The 16,788-nt window shown below is 36.7% G+C and carries 14 protein-coding genes, 1 pseudogene and 3 riboswitches; of the genes and pseudogenes, 13 read left to right on the top strand and 2 right to left on the bottom strand.

Annotated features, from left to right (window positions below; genetic code table 11):
* Positions 1 to 17: 17 nt before the first annotated feature.
* Positions 18 to 1,226, bottom strand: a complete 1,209-nt coding sequence (locus ABC382_RS14095) for a CynX/NimT family MFS transporter (RefSeq protein ID WP_274795276.1) — start codon at positions 1,224 to 1,226, stop codon at positions 18 to 20.
* Between the two features lie 177 nt (positions 1,227 to 1,403).
* A riboswitch (Lysine riboswitch) is annotated at positions 1,404 to 1,580 on the top strand.
* A gap of 82 nt (positions 1,581 to 1,662) precedes the next feature.
* Between ABC382_RS14095 and ABC382_RS14090 the strand changes: the two genes are divergently transcribed.
* The 5 genes from ABC382_RS14090 (at position 1,663) to ABC382_RS14070 (ending at position 6,663) form a co-directional block, all read left to right on the top strand.
* Complete coding sequence (locus ABC382_RS14090) at positions 1,663 to 3,126, top strand: amino acid permease (protein ID WP_274795277.1); 1,464 nt, start codon at positions 1,663 to 1,665, stop codon at positions 3,124 to 3,126.
* 163 nt (positions 3,127 to 3,289) lie between these two features.
* Positions 3,290 to 3,982: a response regulator transcription factor gene (locus ABC382_RS14085; RefSeq protein ID WP_274795278.1), complete on the top strand. Its 693-nt coding sequence runs from the start codon at positions 3,290 to 3,292 to the stop codon at positions 3,980 to 3,982.
* 3 nt (positions 3,983 to 3,985) lie between these two features.
* The gene (locus tag ABC382_RS14080; protein ID WP_312507497.1) at positions 3,986 to 4,921 is read left to right on the top strand and encodes a sensor histidine kinase; all 936 of its coding nucleotides are present in this window, start codon (positions 3,986 to 3,988) and stop codon (positions 4,919 to 4,921) included.
* A 136-nt stretch (positions 4,922 to 5,057) separates the two neighbouring features.
* A complete protein-coding gene (locus tag ABC382_RS14075; protein ID WP_274795280.1) occupies positions 5,058 to 5,981 on the top strand; it encodes an ABC transporter ATP-binding protein in 924 nt (307 codons plus the stop codon).
* Positions 5,974 to 6,663, top strand: coding sequence for an ABC transporter permease (locus tag ABC382_RS14070; protein WP_412926943.1), 690 nt, complete (start codon positions 5,974 to 5,976; stop codon positions 6,661 to 6,663). The genes ABC382_RS14075 and ABC382_RS14070 overlap by 8 nt, the downstream gene beginning before the upstream one ends.
* Positions 6,664 to 6,713: 50 nt before the next feature.
* On the opposite strand, the gene ABC382_RS14065 is transcribed toward ABC382_RS14070, so the two are convergent.
* The gene (locus ABC382_RS14065; protein WP_274795282.1) at positions 6,714 to 7,979 is read right to left on the bottom strand and encodes an Nramp family divalent metal transporter; all 1,266 of its coding nucleotides are present in this window, start codon (positions 7,977 to 7,979) and stop codon (positions 6,714 to 6,716) included.
* A 212-nt stretch (positions 7,980 to 8,191) separates the two neighbouring features.
* Here ABC382_RS14065 and ABC382_RS14060 point away from each other — a divergent pair, with 212 nt between their 5' ends.
* The 8 genes and pseudogenes from ABC382_RS14060 to ABC382_RS14025 form a co-directional block, all read left to right on the top strand.
* Positions 8,192 to 8,887, top strand: coding sequence for a response regulator transcription factor (locus ABC382_RS14060; RefSeq protein ID WP_341385400.1), 696 nt, complete (start codon positions 8,192 to 8,194; stop codon positions 8,885 to 8,887).
* Positions 8,877 to 10,172 carry a sensor histidine kinase gene (locus ABC382_RS14055; protein ID WP_341385401.1) on the top strand — a complete coding sequence of 432 codons (1,296 nt, stop codon included), beginning with the start codon at positions 8,877 to 8,879 and terminating at the stop codon, positions 10,170 to 10,172. The genes ABC382_RS14060 and ABC382_RS14055 overlap by 11 nt, the downstream gene beginning before the upstream one ends.
* Positions 10,169 to 10,840 (top strand): PepSY domain-containing protein, encoded by a 672-nt coding sequence (locus tag ABC382_RS14050; protein ID WP_341385402.1) that lies wholly within the window; start codon positions 10,169 to 10,171, stop codon positions 10,838 to 10,840. Before ABC382_RS14055 ends, ABC382_RS14050 begins: the two co-directional genes overlap by 4 nt.
* Positions 10,841 to 10,930: 90 nt before the next feature.
* Complete coding sequence (locus ABC382_RS14045; protein ID WP_341385403.1) at positions 10,931 to 11,452, top strand: PepSY domain-containing protein; 522 nt, start codon at positions 10,931 to 10,933, stop codon at positions 11,450 to 11,452.
* A gap of 198 nt (positions 11,453 to 11,650) precedes the next feature.
* A riboswitch (cyclic di-AMP (ydaO/yuaA leader) is annotated at positions 11,651 to 11,799 on the top strand.
* 119 nt (positions 11,800 to 11,918) lie between these two features.
* Positions 11,919 to 13,742: an APC family permease gene (locus tag ABC382_RS14040; RefSeq protein WP_274795288.1), complete on the top strand. Its 1,824-nt coding sequence runs from the start codon at positions 11,919 to 11,921 to the stop codon at positions 13,740 to 13,742.
* 163 nt (positions 13,743 to 13,905) lie between these two features.
* Positions 13,906 to 14,007, top strand: a riboswitch (purine riboswitch).
* Positions 14,008 to 14,142: 135 nt separating this feature from the next.
* On the top strand, positions 14,143 to 14,727 hold the full coding sequence (locus tag ABC382_RS14035; protein WP_412926942.1) for a xanthine phosphoribosyltransferase: 585 nt from the start codon (positions 14,143 to 14,145) through the stop codon (positions 14,725 to 14,727).
* Positions 14,727 to 16,025, top strand: coding sequence for a nucleobase:cation symporter-2 family protein (locus tag ABC382_RS14030; RefSeq protein WP_312507491.1), 1,299 nt, complete (start codon positions 14,727 to 14,729; stop codon positions 16,023 to 16,025). Before ABC382_RS14035 ends, ABC382_RS14030 begins: the two co-directional genes overlap by 1 nt.
* A gap of 258 nt (positions 16,026 to 16,283) precedes the next feature.
* A pseudogene (locus tag ABC382_RS14025) lies at positions 16,284 to 16,707 on the top strand (DUF4275 family protein); the annotation flags it as partial.
* Positions 16,708 to 16,788: the final 81 nt, after the last annotated feature.

The following is a 16,788-nucleotide window of genomic DNA, read 5'->3' as shown; positions in this document are numbered from 1 at the left end:
TTCCCATCTGCTCCAATTTAATGGACATATTCATCTTTAGAAGCTCTCATTGAGCAGAAGAAAAGTACCATTGCCACAACTACAAAAAGCCAGCCAGCAATATCCCAGCCACCGAATAAATCATGCAAGTAGCCAAAAAGAATAGGACCAATTGCGGCAAATAAATACCCTAAAGATTGTGCAAAGCCTGATAAATCTGCTGCTTCAAAGGCAGTACGGGTGCGAAGGGTGAAAAACATCATGGCTAATGCGAATGAAGAACCACCTGCTAATCCTAGAAGGACCATCCAAAGTACTCCAAGGCTTGTCCATTCCATTACAACACCAACAAAGCCTACTAAATAGAACGACGTAAACATCAGTACAAGAGGTCGCTGTGAAGTCATTTTACTAGCAATAATAGGCACAGCTAATGCCATTGGAACTTGAGAGAATTGCATAATAGAAAACATCCAGCCAGCCTTATCAGGAGCTAATCCTTGGGCAATATAGATTTCTGGAATCCAAGCTGCAGTCGTGTAGAATAATAAAGACTGTAAACCCATTGCGCCTGTGACGGCCCACGTAACAGGTGATTTCCATAGTGGTGGACCTGACTTTTTAGATGAGGTAGTTGGTTCAGGTTTATTTGATTTTAATTGAGGTATCCAAATTAAAATCGTAACGACAACAAGTACAAGAGCAATGGCCAAAGCCCCTTGCCAGCCTAATGATGAATTAGCTATTGGATAGCTAATACCTGCGCCAAGGCCAGCAGTTAAATTCATGGACATGGTGAAGAAGGCCATCAGTAAGCCTACATGGTATGGAAATTTCAATTTTAGTAATCCTGGAATGAGTACATTTCCAAAAGATATTGCTACGCCAATTAGCATAGTACCAAATATAAGTAATCCTGTTGTTCCAAGTGAGCGTAGAACTATCCCTAAGGCCAATAGAATAGTGGATAAAAATAAAGTAAGCTCAAGCCCTAGTTTACGTGCTACGATAGGTGCAAAAGGCGATATGATGGCAAAAGCAAGCAATGGAATAGTTGTTAGAAAGCCTGCTAATACATTAGAGATACCAAGATCATCACGGATAAAGGATATGATTGGACCAACAACAGTTAATGGCATTCGTAATGTAGAGGCAATAAAAATAACCCCAAAGACTAAAAGTAATGTTGTTCCTTTCCAGCTAATTTTTTTACTTGGATAACTAGCGGAATGATCATTTGTAGTCAAAATAACTCCCCCCTGTTATTAACCATTCTAATTGAACTACTATAACACTTTATCACACTATTAAAAATAGTAGAAGATTCATAAAATACAGAACATTTTCCGTGTTGTTGAAATGTCTATGGTCTTATGTTAGTATAATAATCATCATAAATTTAATAATTATATGCCTCATGTTTGTATTGAGGTAGAGGTCGCGATATTTATAAGTATGCTAATTGAAATGACAAGCATTGATGAGATTAGCTGAAAGGAAATATTGCCGAAGTGTGAGGGGACTTGAAAACCTCATGCTGGGGCTGTCTCCGAAAGGAACAGAACTGTCACGTTTGTACAACGTGTTGAGCTATCATTTAGGAAAAACTGAGGATTAACTTAGCCATCACATTGTTCATGTGATGGCATTTTTTTGCCTCATAAATAGGAAGGAAGCTATATCGTGAGTGAAATAAAAGTAAATCAGCTCGGTCATAACGAACCAAAGCTGAAAAAAGAATTAAAAAGCCGTCATATTACAATGATTTCTTTAGGCGGTACAATTGGTACGGGGCTATTTTTAGCTAGTGGTGGTGCCATTGCACAAGCAGGGCCAGGAGGCGCATTGCTTGCCTATGCCTTAATTGGTGTTATGGTGTACTTCCTAATGACGAGCTTAGGAGAGATGGCTGCTTATATGCCATCATCAGGTTCATTTAGTACGTATGCAACAAAATTCGTAGATCCAGCACTAGGCTTCGCTTTAGGTTGGAACTATTGGTATAACTGGGCAATTACGATTGCAGCAGAAATTGCAGCAGTGTCTTTAATAATGAAATATTGGTTCCCAGATAGCTCATCAGCACTTTGGACAGTATTATTTATTGCTGTTGTGCTAACGTTTAATTTACTTTCTGTAAAGAGCTATGGTGAAAGTGAATATTGGTTTGCTATGATTAAAGTAGCAACGGTCATTGTTTTTATTATTATTAGTTTATTAATGATTTTTGGTATTTTAGGTGGTCAGGCACCTGTAGGCTTCACAAATTTCTTTATTAGTGATGGGCCATTCCATGGGGGCTTCCTTGCTACCTTTGGTATTTTCCTGGCTGCAGGGTTTTCATTCCAAGGAACAGAGCTTCTAGGTATAACAGCTGGTGAAACTGATGATCCAGGTAAAAATATTCCGAAAGCTGTAAAATCCGTATTCTGGCGTATTCTTTTATTCTATATTTTAGCAATTGGTGCAATAGGAATGCTGATTCCTTTCACAGATGAGCGCTTATTATCAGAAGATATTGCAGTATCACCATTTACATTAGTGTTTGATCGCTTAGGTATCGCCTTTGCTGCGTCGTTAATGAACGCTATTATTTTAACGGCTATGCTATCAGCAGGTAACTCAGGGCTCTATGCATCATCTCGTATGTTATGGCAATTAGCGGTGGATGGTCATGCGCCTAAAATCTTTACAAAGCTTAGTCGCCGTGGTATTCCAATTTACGCGCTACTAGCAACATTAGCTGTAGGCTGTTTAGCATTTTTAGCGTCATTTTTCGGTGACGGTGTGGTGTATATCTGGCTATTAAATGCCTCTGGAATGTCTGGCTTTATTGCATGGCTTGGCATTGCATTTAGTCATTATCGTTTCCGTCGTGCATTCGACGCACAGGGCTTAGATCCAAAGCTATTACCTTATAAAGCAAAATTGTATCCATTCGGACCACTATTCGCCTTTACAGTTTGTATGATTGTGGTCATTGGACAAAATTACACAGCCTTTACAGGAGACAAAATCGATTGGTACGGTATTCTAGTTTCTTATATTGGAATTCCATTTTTCTTACTATTATGGTTAGGCTATAAAATTAAACATAAAACAAAAATGCTTCCACTTAATGAGTGTGATTTAAAAGTGGAGGATTAAATAGAAAAGCTGTTCTGTATACCGTTGTATGACGGTTGATAGGACGGCTTTTTTATATTTGGGCGTTAAATTTATTTCTTAATCTATATCATATATATGGTAATATACTATAGATGTGGAAAGTCATACTAATGGCTTTTTAGTTAGGAAGAGGTGCATGAAAATGCAAAAACATATTTTACTAGTTGAAGATGATGAGGCTATTCGTGAAATGGTAGAAAACTTTTTACTATTGGAAGGCTTCGGTGTTACAACTGCAAAGAATGGAGAAGAGGCATTACAGTATTGTTTAAACCATTCATTTGATTTAGTTATCTTAGATATTATGATTCCTAAACTTAATGGATTAGAAGTACTAAAAATAATTCGAGAACAAGCAGCGCTTCCTATCATCATTATGTCAGCAAAGGATAGTGATGTAGATAAAGCTTTAGGGTTAGGCTTAGGTGCAGATGATTATATTGCTAAACCATTTTCTATGCTAGAGTTTTCTGCTCGCGTAAAAGCCGTTATTAGACGAGCAACCAAATATTCTAGTCAAGTGGATAACAAACAAGATGTAGTAGTGATCGATAATTTAACGATAAATATGATTAACTTTTCTGTAGATAAAGATGGGCAAGAAGTGAAACTAACATCTAAGGAATTTGCCATTTTAAAATTGCTTGTAACAAATCGCCAGCGAGTTTTTACTAAGGAGCAAATTTATCAGACAATATGGAAAGATACTTACTACGGTGATGAAAATATTATTAATGTACATATAAGAAGACTTCGCGAAAAAATTGAAGATGATCCGTCTAATCCTCATTATATAAAAACGCTGTGGGGAATTGGCTATAAGTTTGAGGGATAAAATATGACGTTATGTCTATTACTAATTATTTTGTTGCTGGCGGGTATTATTCTTTATCAAAGAAAAGTAAAAAAAGAACAAGATGATACAATCCAATACATGCATGAAAAAATACAAGCAATTGTTAATAAACCAACTAATGAAAAGGTTTTAGTTGCTACGACAAATCCAGAAATTCAGCAATTACTGATTACAATAAATGCCTTATTGGATGACAAGCAAAAGGTTCTTGCTACACATCGAAAAATGGAAGATTCAATGAAAAAGATGTTGGCAAATATTTCACATGATCTTAAAACACCTTTAACAGTTGTATTAGGCTATATTGAAATACTTCAGCTTCAAAGTTCAATTAGTGAGGAAGAGCGACAGCGATTACTCACTGGTGTTCATGCTAAAACGTTAGAAGTATTAAAAATCATTCATACATTTTTTGATCTGGCAAAATTAGAGGCAGGAGATGCAAATTATCCAATCACGAAAATCAATGTTTGTGAAATATGCCGAAAAAATATTTTATCCTTTTACGATATGGTCACATCGGTGGGATTAAATATCAATATTTCAATCCCCGAACTTCCTATGTATGCCCTTGGTAATGAAGAAGCGTTAGATAGAGTTCTAAACAATCTATTATCAAATGCTATAGCTTATGGAGCGGATGGCAATGTGATTGGCTTAACCGTAAGAAATGATGAGACAAACATTTATATTGATGTGTGGGATCAAGGCAAGGGCATTGATGAATATCATATCGATACTGTTTTTGAAAGAATGTATACACTAGAAGACTCTCGAAATAAATCCTTCCAGGGAAGCGGCCTAGGTCTAACCATTACAAAGCGTCTTGTGGAAATAATGGATGGTTCCATCCAGCTATCAAGTATTCCTTATAAAAAGACCATTTTTACAATTGCTTTAAAACGAATGATGTATTGAATTCACACTGCCTGTAGAGCTTTCAATGCTTTACAGGCTTTTATTTTGCTCTTAAGAAATTTGTAAGAATCAAGTAATTAATTAGAGAGGTTCATTTTTTATAATGAAACTAGCCACAATTGGGGGAGAGATTTACATGACATACATTGTAAAAACAAATCAGCTTACGAAAGTGTACGATGGTAAAGAAGTGGTATCCACTGTCAATATGAACGTCAAAAAGGGAGAGATTTATGGATTTTTAGGTCCAAATGGTGCAGGTAAAACCACTGTCATGAAGATGCTAACAAATCTGACGAAGCCAACAAGCGGGGATGTAGAAATATTTGGCGAAAAGCTGACGGATCGATCCTATGAAGTACTAAAAAGAATGGGAACGATTATTGAGTATCCTATTTTCTATGAAAAATTGACGGCTAAGGAGACCTTAGAACTGCATTGCGAATATATGGGGTATTACGATAAAAAAGAAATTGCTCATGTTCTAAATTTAGTAAAATTATCAAATACAGAAGAGAAGCGTGTAAAAGACTTTTCTCTAGGGATGAAACAGAGACTAGGCATTGCACGTGCCATTATAACAAAGCCAGAACTTCTTATTTTAGATGAACCAATTAATGGATTAGATCCTGTAGGGATTAAAGAGTTGAGAGAGCTCTTCAAAATGCTCTGTAAGGAGTATGGTATTACGATTATCATCTCCAGCCATATATTAGGGGAAATTGAACAATTGGCTGATACAATAGGTGTCATTAAGGATGGTAGGCTACTCACGGAAGTTACAATGGAAACAATTAATCGTAATCAAGCAGATTATATTGAAGTCATTGTCAATGATGGCAAGAAGGCAGCTTTTATTTTAGAAAGTGTATTGAAGATTGCTAATTTTAAGCTGATGGATGACAACTCTATTAGAGTTTATGATTCGACAGTATCCCAAAAGAGCCTAACAAAAACATTAATTGAACATGACATCGAAATTGAAGAGATAAGCAAAAAAACAAGCTCACTTGAGGATTATTTCCTAAAATTAATCAATGGAGGAGTTGTCCATGCTTAATTTAATGCGTTTAGAAATGAAAAAGTATCATTTAGGCTCATACGTTAAGGGGGCTATTATTGCTAATTTTATTATTCTTGGATTTCTATTTTTGGTAGTAGGTATTTCCAAAGTGGAGGGGGACCAAGACCTTGAAAATTACCAGGTTGCTTTAAGTGTCATTGAATCAATGATTAGAGTCGTCTTTAGTATTTTTGCTTCTACGTTAATAGCTAAGTTGATTATCGGAGAATATAAATTTAAGACCATCACCTTAGCTTTTATGTATCCTATAAGTAGAAAGAAATTAATCGTCGCGAAGCTTGCCATTGTAATGCTTTTTACGTTTAGTACGATCATCATTTCAAATGCTTTTATTACAACGGCTTTCTGTGTTATTAGTGATAAATTTGATTTGATTCCAAATGTACTATCAAGCTCATTAATCTTACAACACATTCCTTCCGTATTGATGAATACGATTGCTGCCTCGGGTATAGCATTAATCCCATTGTATTTCGGAATGAGAAAATACTCCATACCAGCAACTATTATTTCATCAATTATAATAGTATCTCTGACTTCGTCTAATACAGGTAACTTTACGTTAAACGATATTATTTTTATTCCTATTACTTTAGCAATTGTAGGTCTAGGCATTGCCTATTTAGCCATTAGAAATATTGAAAAGGTGGATGTTTAATCAAAAAAATACCAGGTACTCATTCTATCTACAGAGTACCTGGCTTTTTATTATCCAAATATTGTTTCCCACAGTAAGTAAATATTCAGCGTAACAACAATGACTACGACAAACCAACCCAAAATTGTTGTAATACGGTGATTAACTAGGCTACCCATGATGTCTCGTTTACTTGTAAACATAACAAGAGGGATAAGTGCAAAGGCAATACCAAATGATAAAACAACCTGACTAAGAACTAGAGCATAGGTTGCATTCACACCAGATGCAATGATTGCAAGTGGAGGTACCATGGTAATTGCTCTACGTAAATAAAGAGGTATTTTTCTTTGAATAAAGCCTTGCATGACTACATCACCGGCTAAAGTCCCTACAGAGGAGCTAGCAAGCCCTGCAATAAGTAAACCAAGACCAAAAGAAATGGCAGCCAATGGGCCAAGAGCCTCTTTTAAGCCGTTATAGGCAACATCTAAATCTTCAACTACAACGCCTTGTGTATGGAATACTGCTGCGGCGATAATAAGCATGCTCATATTAATAGCTCCAGCAATAATCATAGCGATGATAATATCAATAAATTCAAAACGGAAAATGCGTCTTTTTTCTTCTTCATTACGACCAATAATACGGCTTTGAGTTAATGAAGAATGTAAGTAAATAGCATGAGGCATGACGGTTGCACCTAAAATACCTGTTGCTAATAATAGTGAATCTACACCTTCAAAGTGTGGTGTGAACATGCCAATCGCCACATCGCCCCATGCTGGCTGCGCTAAAAATGTTTGGAAGGCAAATGCTAATACGACAATTAAAACCATACCAGAAATCCCCGCTTCAAAGGCTCTGAATCCTCGTCTTTGGAGTTCTAAAATAGCAAATGAGCCAACCGCTGTAATCAATGCTGCTGGTAGCATTGGAATATTAAATAACAAATAAAGCCCTAAGGCTGCACCGATAAATTCAGCAAGGTCTGTGGCAATGATAACTAACTCTGCCTGAATCCAAAGGAATATAGAGGTTTTTTTAGAAAAATGCTCGCGTGCCACTTCAGGTAGGTTTTTTCCTGTCGCGATTCCAAGCTTTGCAGATAAGGATTGAATTAAAACAGCCATTAAATTGGAAAAGGCAATTACCCAAAGTAGCAAGTAGCCATATTGTGAGCCTGCTGTTATATTTGTGGCAAAATTTCCAGGGTCGATATAAGCTACGGCTGCAATGAAAGCGGGCCCTAAAAACGGTAAAAAGCGTCGCCAACCTTTTATATCTCCGTCTAAAACAGCCTCGGCTGGCGATTTTGTGACTCGTTTATAAACCATATTGTTCCCTCGTTTCAAAAAGTATCATCAACGAAATAAAGTTTCCTATAGGAAAATAAGATATTAGTATTCTAACGCTAGGAATAAAAAAAGTGAAGTAGTTTGCATTATCTTTTGTTTAATAAGTATGGACAATTCTCATCATTTTCTAATTAGACTTTCACCGCTTGCATCGTTTACGATGAAAAGAAAAGGTGAAGGATGGATTCGACATGACCAATCGAATTTTAATTATAGAAGATGAAGAAAAAATTGCGCGAGTGCTACAGTTAGAGCTTCAATTTGAAGGCTATGAAGCAGTAATGGCTCATACAGGAACAGACGGTTTACTTCAATATCGTGAGCAGCAATGGGATTTAATCCTACTGGATGTCATGCTACCTGAGATGAGTGGTATTGACGTGCTAAAGCGAATTCGTGCAACAGAAACCCAAACACCTATTATTATGCTGACTGCCAAAAGTGAGGTGGAGGATAAAGTAAAGGGGCTAGATTTAGGCGCCAATGATTATGTGACAAAACCGTTTGAAATTGAGGAGCTGCTTGCGCGTATTCGCAATGCTTTACGTTTTTCACAAAAGGCTAGTCCAAAGCAAGCTGCTCTCACATTTGGACATTTATCTATAAACGAGCAAACAAGAGAAGTTGTATATTTTGATAAGGAGATTCAACTGACACCCCGAGAATATGATTTGTTGTTCTATTTACTAAAGCATCCAAAACAGGTACTGACTAGAGAGCAAATTCTAGAGGCTGTATGGGGCTATGATTATTATGGAGATACAAATGTTGTAGATGTTTATATTCGTTATGTCCGACAAAAGCTTGAAGCTGCTAATGCAAAGCCCATTATTCAAACGGTTCGTGGAGTTGGGTATGTGCTAAAGGAACATAGCTATGAGACTTAAAACAAAAATTCATTTACTAACAACGATGCTCATGCTTGTCATTTTAGTGGCAACTACTAATGGCATTTATTTTTTGTATGAGAAATTTGCCTATGATACGGAATACAATCAGCTCCAGTCACGGGCAAATGATTTAAGCTCTTCACTGAGTCAGTTAAATGCACAAACCAACCTCCAGCAAGTATTAAGGGCATATATGCCAACGGACGGTGCTGTCTATATTTATGATGGAGAGCGTTTGAAAACAAAGGTTCAGGCTACACTTGAAATGCCAGAGGTCCCTTCCATTACCTACACGATGCCTACCATTTGGATAGACGGAACAGTTGTAGACATAACATTACAGCAATCCATGGAAGAGGTAGAGCAGACATTAGACTTACTAAAGGTGATCTTAGTCGTTGTATCTATTATGGCAACGCTCCCCATTTTCTTAGCAAGCTTAGTACTTGGGCGCTTAATTTTATTACCACTAGAGCGTTTAAACATTACTATGCGTAAAAGTGCAGCGACAGGGAAATATGAAAAAATAGATATTCCTGAAAAGGGTGGAGACGAGTTAACAAACATTAATCGTACCTTTAATATGATGATGGAGAAGCTTGAACAGCATTATCAAAAGCAACAAGAGTTTGTTTCAAATGCTTCCCATGAGCTAAAAACGCCGATTACCGTTATTGAAAGCTATGCAAAATTACTCCTTCGAAGAGGCTTTGATAATCGTGAAGTTGCGCAAGAATCATTACAAGCGATCGCTAATGAATCGACTCGCATGCATGAAATGGTACTACAATTGCTAGAACTAGCTAAAAATAATGAGCATCTGGCTATTCATTTGGAACAGCTAGAGCTTGAACCGTTCTTGCAGAAAGTTGCCTCACAAATGCAGCAGGCTTATCATCGAACATTTATAGTCGATGCGAAGCTTCCAAGATTTATTTATAGTGATGAAAAAATCTTGAAGCAACTACTTTTTATTTTGCTCGATAATGCTAGAAAGTATAGTGAGGGTGAGGTGCGTATTCTTACAGCAGAAACAACCAATCATGCCTGCATTACCATCCAAGATTTTGGTATAGGTATTCCAGAGGAGCACTTACCTCATTTGTTTGAGCGTTTTTATCGGGTAACAGAGGATCGAAATCGTAAGACAGGTGGCTCTGGATTAGGGCTTGCGATAGCCCATGAGCTTGCAGAACAACTGGGCATAACCATTGATGTGAAAAGTACACTTGGAGAAGGAACAAGCTTTACCCTATGTATACCAAAGGAGGAGGAGCAATGAAAAAATGGGTTCTGATAATAATTGTTATTCTCCTTCTTTGTAGTGGAACGCTGTGGTTTATTCAGTATCGCTATTTTCATGTTGAACCACTTAGCAAGTCAGAGGCTATAAACCATATTGAAGCCATCTATAAAGCCCATGTTACGCAGGTGAAGAAACAAGGAGACACCTATGAAATGTTTTTTACACGTGACAATGTCAAGTATATAGCTATGCTAGATGCTAAAACACAACAGGTAACTGATTTAACAATAAAAGAAGGACAAACGAAGTTATTGTTAACTGAAAAGCAAATAAGACAAATGGTAAAACAGAAATATGGTGATGTTGAAAGTATAAAGTTAACAGATACCACTTATACGGTACGTGTTGAGAAAGAAAACCAACAAAAAGATTTAACTGTCAATGCCTACTCGGGTGAAATAGTATCGGTGGAAAATGTTGAGCCGCATAAACCACCTGTAGAAGAACCTATAATTACTGAACAACAGGCTATTCAAATAGCGCTAGGACAATTGACGGGGGAAGTGGACTCAGTTGATTTTGAAGAAACGGCAGAAGGTGGTTATTATTTAGTTGAAATTGAAACACAGGATGACGAAGCCACTTTTCAAATCCATGCTGTTTCAGGGGAAGTTCTGTCCATTACATGGGATGATGATCAATAATTCATTCTCATGAAATTCTAATGTTTCTCTTATAGTTCTATCATCTTTGCTTGGTAAGCTAAGAATAGATAAAACAAAGGAGAGATAGATATGAAAAAAATGATTATGATTCCAGCATTAGTAGTTACACTTGGGGTTGGTGCAGCGATTGGCTCGACAACATTATTATCTGGAGATGCTCAAGAAAAAAAGGTGTTAACAATGCAAGAGATTGAGAAGAAGGCCCTTACAGTAGTTGATGGTACAGTAGCGGATATCGAGTTAGACAAAAATCAGTATCGTTCTATTTATGAAGTAGAGGTCTATACTGATACAGAAGAATATGATTTGAAATTTGATGCTTATACTGGGAAATTACTCAAGCAGAAAAAAGAACGTCGAGATAACGATGATATGGACGACAATAAACTAGCAACTACAGTAACTACTAACATTACTAAAGAGCAGGCTATCGAAACAGCCTTAAAGAAAGCAAAAGGTACTGTAACAAAAATTAAGCTCGATGATGGCATCTATGAAATTGAATTGAAAGATGGTCAATATGAATATGAAGTAGATGTGGATTCTATGACGGGGAATATTGTTGATTTTGAACAGGATTATAATGACTAATATAGAGAGCTACTGTAAAAGTAGAGCATACTTTTACAGTAGCCTTTTGCTGTTCTGAGAGAATTTGCTTGGCATTTGTAGGTGAATTCCAAACGATTTCGAAAAAAAGTCTATGTTTTTCTCTCATAAAAGTGAAAAATTTTCTTCTTTACTTTTTTAATTGACAGGCGTAATATGACATCATTATAAAAGTTTCAAATTTCTAAATCGCTGAAGCAACTAAACGCGGGGGACCCATTTTTGACGGATGGCATCAGCCATCCTTGGGGTGAATCTCTTCATTTGAAGAGTAGGGCTACTCAGGCCCGAATCCGACAGCTAACCTCGTAAGCGTTAAGAGCAGAAAAGTTGGAGCTTGGCAGACGGATGAGCGTCTACAAGTCTTATTTAGTGATGACTTGTAGGCGTTTTTTGATCTTATTTAGAAAGGCGAAACACACTCTATAAAACTAGAAGGTGTTTAACAATGAAATCCTCATTCAAACGTTATGTAATCGGTAAACCATTAAGATCCGATGCGTTAGGGGAACAAAAGCTTAGTAAAACAAAGGCATTAGCCATATTATCATCAGATGCCTTGTCTTCAGTAGCCTATGGACCAGAACAAATTTTAATTGTCCTGATGACAGTGGGTACACTTGCCCTTTGGTACTCTCTACCAATTGCTGCTGGAGTCGTTATCTTGCTTGTGGCACTAATTCTCTCCTATCGTCAAGTTATTTTCGCCTATCCACATGGGGGAGGGGCCTATGTAGTATCACGGGAGAATTTAGGGGTAAATGCAGGTCTTGTGGCTGGAGGGTCCTTACTTGTTGATTATATTTTAACAGTAGCGGTAAGTGTATCAGCAGGTACAGATGCCATTACTTCGGCATTTCCAAGCCTCCACCCCTACAATGTACCCATTGCTATATTCTTTGTGGTTTTTTTAACAATCTTAAACTTACGTGGTGTAACAGAATCTGCTTCTATTTTGGCATACCCAGTCTATCTGTTTGTAGGTGTTATGCTCTTGTTAATTGGAATGGGGCTCTATCATGTCGCAACTGGTCAGGTGCCAGCAGAGCTACATCCAAAGGTCGGTACACCGGTTGCAGGAATTAGTTTATTTATTTTATTAAAGGCATTTGCATCAGGGAGCTCAGCTTTAACAGGGGTAGAGGCTATTTCAAATGCCATCCCTAATTTTAAAAATCCTGCTCCTAATAACGCAGCTAAAACGCTTTTAGCAATGGGTGCTATTTTAGCCGTTTTATTTATAGGCATTGTTAGTTTGGCTTATTTTTATGGGATTGCGCCAACAGCGGAAGCTACAGTTGTTTCTCAACTTGCAGAAGCGAGCGTAGGTAGAAATCTATTTTATTACATTGTCCAGGGTACAACGGCAATGATTTTAGTTCTTGCTGCAAATACAGGTTACTCAGCATTTCCTTTGTTAGCAGTAAATTTATCAAAGGATGGCTTTATCCCAAGAATATTCCAAATTCGGGGAGACCGTCTTGGTTATTCAAATGGCATCCTGATGCTAGGTGCAGCGGCTATTGTCTTAATCATTTTATTTGATGGAGCAACTGAGCATTTAATTCCACTATATGCTGTAGGGGTATTTATTCCGTTTACATTAGCGCAAACAGGAATGATGCGAAAATGGTGGCGTGATAAACCTAAAGGATGGATTGCAAAATTTACGATCAACACAATTGGTGCTGCTATTTCTTTCATCGTAGCGATGATGTTTTTTGTAACAAAAATGCCTCAAGTATGGCCAGTGTTTATCTTTTTACCAATTATTATTTTTCTATTCCATCGGATTAAGCTCCATTATCAGGCCGTTGGAGAACAATTAAGATTAAATCATGAGGAACTAGCTGCTATTGAGGGGAATGTTTTTATTGTACCAGTAGCTGGTATAACGAAAGTTGTTGAAAATTCCCTTCATTATGCGAAATCATTACATGTTGAGAAGGTAATTGCATTTTACGTAGCCTTCGACCAAGCGGATGCAAAGGCTTTTGAAGAGAAATGGAAGGCCTGGCAACCAGATGTACGACTAGTAACTTATTATTCACCATATCGCAGTATCACACAGCCATTGATTAAATTTATTGATAAGGTGGAACATCAATGTACGAAGACAGGTCATAAAGTAACAGTTGTCATCCCACAATTTTTACCGAAAAAAGGGTGGCACCATATGCTACACAATCAATCTAGCTTATTAATTCGTACGACACTGTTATTTCACAGAAATGTCGTCATTATGACAGTACCTTTCCATTTATCAAAATAATGCTAGCAAGCTAGAAAATAGTCTGTTATAATCAGTACGTTGATTGAAAACACGAACGTTTACAATTGAAAAGTTGCAGAATACCATTAAATTCCGAAAAATTAAACTTTTTTCAATATGAGATATAAGCTCTTACCGAATAAAGTGATAAATTGGTTATTCTGATAGTTTCATACAATCCACTCATATAATAGCGAGAATAGGGCTCGCAAGTTTCTACCGATTTACCGTAAATAAATCGACTATGGGTAGCAATGCTTTTAGAGAACTTCAATTTTAATGATGTTTTCTATTCGTTTCGACGTTTTTACGCTGAATGCCTTGCTCCACTCGTAGCTGAATGGAAACAAGACATCCAGCGTTTTTTTATTATTATTAACGAAAGAAGGATATGAAAGAAATGAAGTTATTACACGACAAAATTATGCAAGAAGGTAAGGTTTTATCTTCATCAGTATTAAAGGTAGATTCATTTTTAAATCATCAAATTGATCCGATGTTAATGAAGGAAATTGGTCACGAATTCTCAAATCGTTTCTCTGATCAAGTTATTACTAAGATTTTAACAATTGAATCTTCAGGCATTGCACCATCTGTCATGCTAGGCTTAGAAATTGGTGCACCTGTAGTATTTGCTCGTAAACGTAAATCTTTAACACTTTCAGATAACCTTTACTCATCAAAGGTACATTCATTCACAAAGAATGAAACAAATGATATCTCTGTATCACGTAATTTCTTAAATGAAGATGACAATATTTTAATCATTGACGATTTCTTAGCAAATGGTGAAGCTGTCAAAGGCTTACTTGATATTGCTGCACAAGCTGGTGCGAATGTTGTGGGTGTGGGCATCGTTATTGAAAAGGGCTTCCAAGATGGAGGGAAATTATTGCGTGAACAAGGTGTTCGCGTTGAGTCATTAGCGATTGTAGACTCTCTTGAAGATGGCAAAGTAACATTTGCTGCGGAGGCTCGCGCGTAATGAATACCTTTAAATCAACGACGCTAGCGATTCAACATTTACTTGCGATGTATGCTGGAGCCATCTTAGTGCCACTAATTATTGGTGGGGCAATTGGCTTTGATTCAACACAAATGACGTATTTAGTGGCGATTGATATTATGATGTGCGGGATCGCAACACTTTTACAGGTTTATTCAGGTAAATTTATCGGTATTGGCTTACCAGTAGTACTAGGCTGTACATTCACAGCAGTAAGTCCAATTATTGCTATCGGTACAAACCCGGAGCAAGGTATCACAGATATTTATGGTTCTATTATTGCATCTGGTGTAATTGTGATGATTATTGCTGGCTTCTTCGGTAAGCTTGTGAAATTCTTCCCACCAGTAGTTACGGGATCGGTAGTTTCTATTATTGGTATTTCCTTATTACCTGTGGCTTTAAACAATATGGCTGGTGGACAAGGTGCTGAGGATTTTGCCTCTGCTTCTAATGTTGCTTTAGCGTTCATTACATTAGTCATTATTTTAATTGTTTATCGTTTTTCTACAGGGTTTGTCCGTGCAATCTCGATTCTTATTGGATTAGTAGTCGGTACTATTTTAGGTGCATTCATGGGTAAAGTAGATTTTACACCAGTAGCAGATGCTGATGTATTCCATATGGTTCAGCCTTTCTATTTTGGAATGCCAACTTTTGATGTGACTGCAATTATTACCATGACACTCGTAGCAATGGTATCTTTAGTAGAGTCATCTGGTGTCTATTTTGCACTAAGTGATATTTGTAATAAAAAATTAGATTCAAAGGATTTAGCTCGTGGCTATCGTTCTGAAGGTCTTGCTTCAGTAATCGGCGGGATTTTCAATGCTTTTCCATATACAACATTCTCACAAAACGTGGGGCTAACTCGTATGTCAGGTGTAAAAGATCGTAAAGTTATTTACATCACAGGTGGCTTACTTGTAGCACTTGGCTTCCTACCAAAAATCGCAGCGTTAACAACGATTATTCCAACATCTGTACTAGGTGCGGCGATGCTTGCGATGTTCGGTATGGTGATTACACAAGGTATGGGCATGCTTGTACCTGTAATGAATGAATCAGCAGAAAACGCGATGATTGCTGCGATATCAGTAAGCTTAGGTGTTGGTGTATCTGTAGTTCCTGGCATTTTTGATGCACTACCAACAAGCGTTTCAATTCTTACATCTAATGGTATTGTCTGTGGTTCTGTCACAGCAATTATCCTTAATATATTATTCAACATGATTGGGCCTAAGCATAAGGAAGACCCAATGCATGGGGAAGCATAGGCACAAATATCCCACATATTTTGATGAAAAGAACGTTGTCACCTACTTTTATCTATTGATTTAGATTTAAGGAGGTGGCATTTTTTATGAGGAAAAAGGGGTACCCATTCAGAAGTGATAATACGGAATCATTTACAAATAATAAGATGTATACAAATCACCAAAGTTAATTAAGAATCCTTATTGAAAGAATGGTACAGTTATATTGAAGAAGTAATAAAAAGCTATGAAATCTATAATTCGTCATTGGAGGAAAAGATGATTAGAGATAAAATTGATAAAATCTTAGATAGTTTACCAGAAGAAGAGTTAGAAAATGTTTATTGGTCACTAATTTTTATCCAGGAAGATTATATATATAAACAAAACTTACGTGAAAAAGGTGTATTCATAGAATTAGTTAATGAAGCAGAGGATATTATTGATTTATGGGAGAAGACATTCGCACAAAATATTAGTGAAGAACTAAAAGAAGAAATAAATTATGATCAGTTTAAATGGCATATTTTTAGTTATGAGAAGAAAGAATGCTTGAAAAAAGAGATTGCGAGAAAAGCATTTGATAATTTATCTAAAGAAGAATTTTATGTAATGTATCAAGGGTCACCAATAGTATTTCTTTATACAAATGCTAGTAAAGTAATATCCAGGGATTTTGATATGCAACAAGATATATATATTTGATAAAAACTTTACTTGGACATATGTTCATACACATGAATCCATGTGTGGTCCATATTTTTATCAAATCAATTGTAATTAA

Origin of the sequence: Lysinibacillus phoenicis (assembly GCF_047238325.1) — a bacterium.
Lineage (GTDB): Bacteria > Bacillota > Bacilli > Bacillales_A > Planococcaceae > Lysinibacillus > Lysinibacillus irui.
Note: the sequence above shows the minus strand (reverse complement) of the source record. Positions and strands in the feature narration are given on the sequence as shown.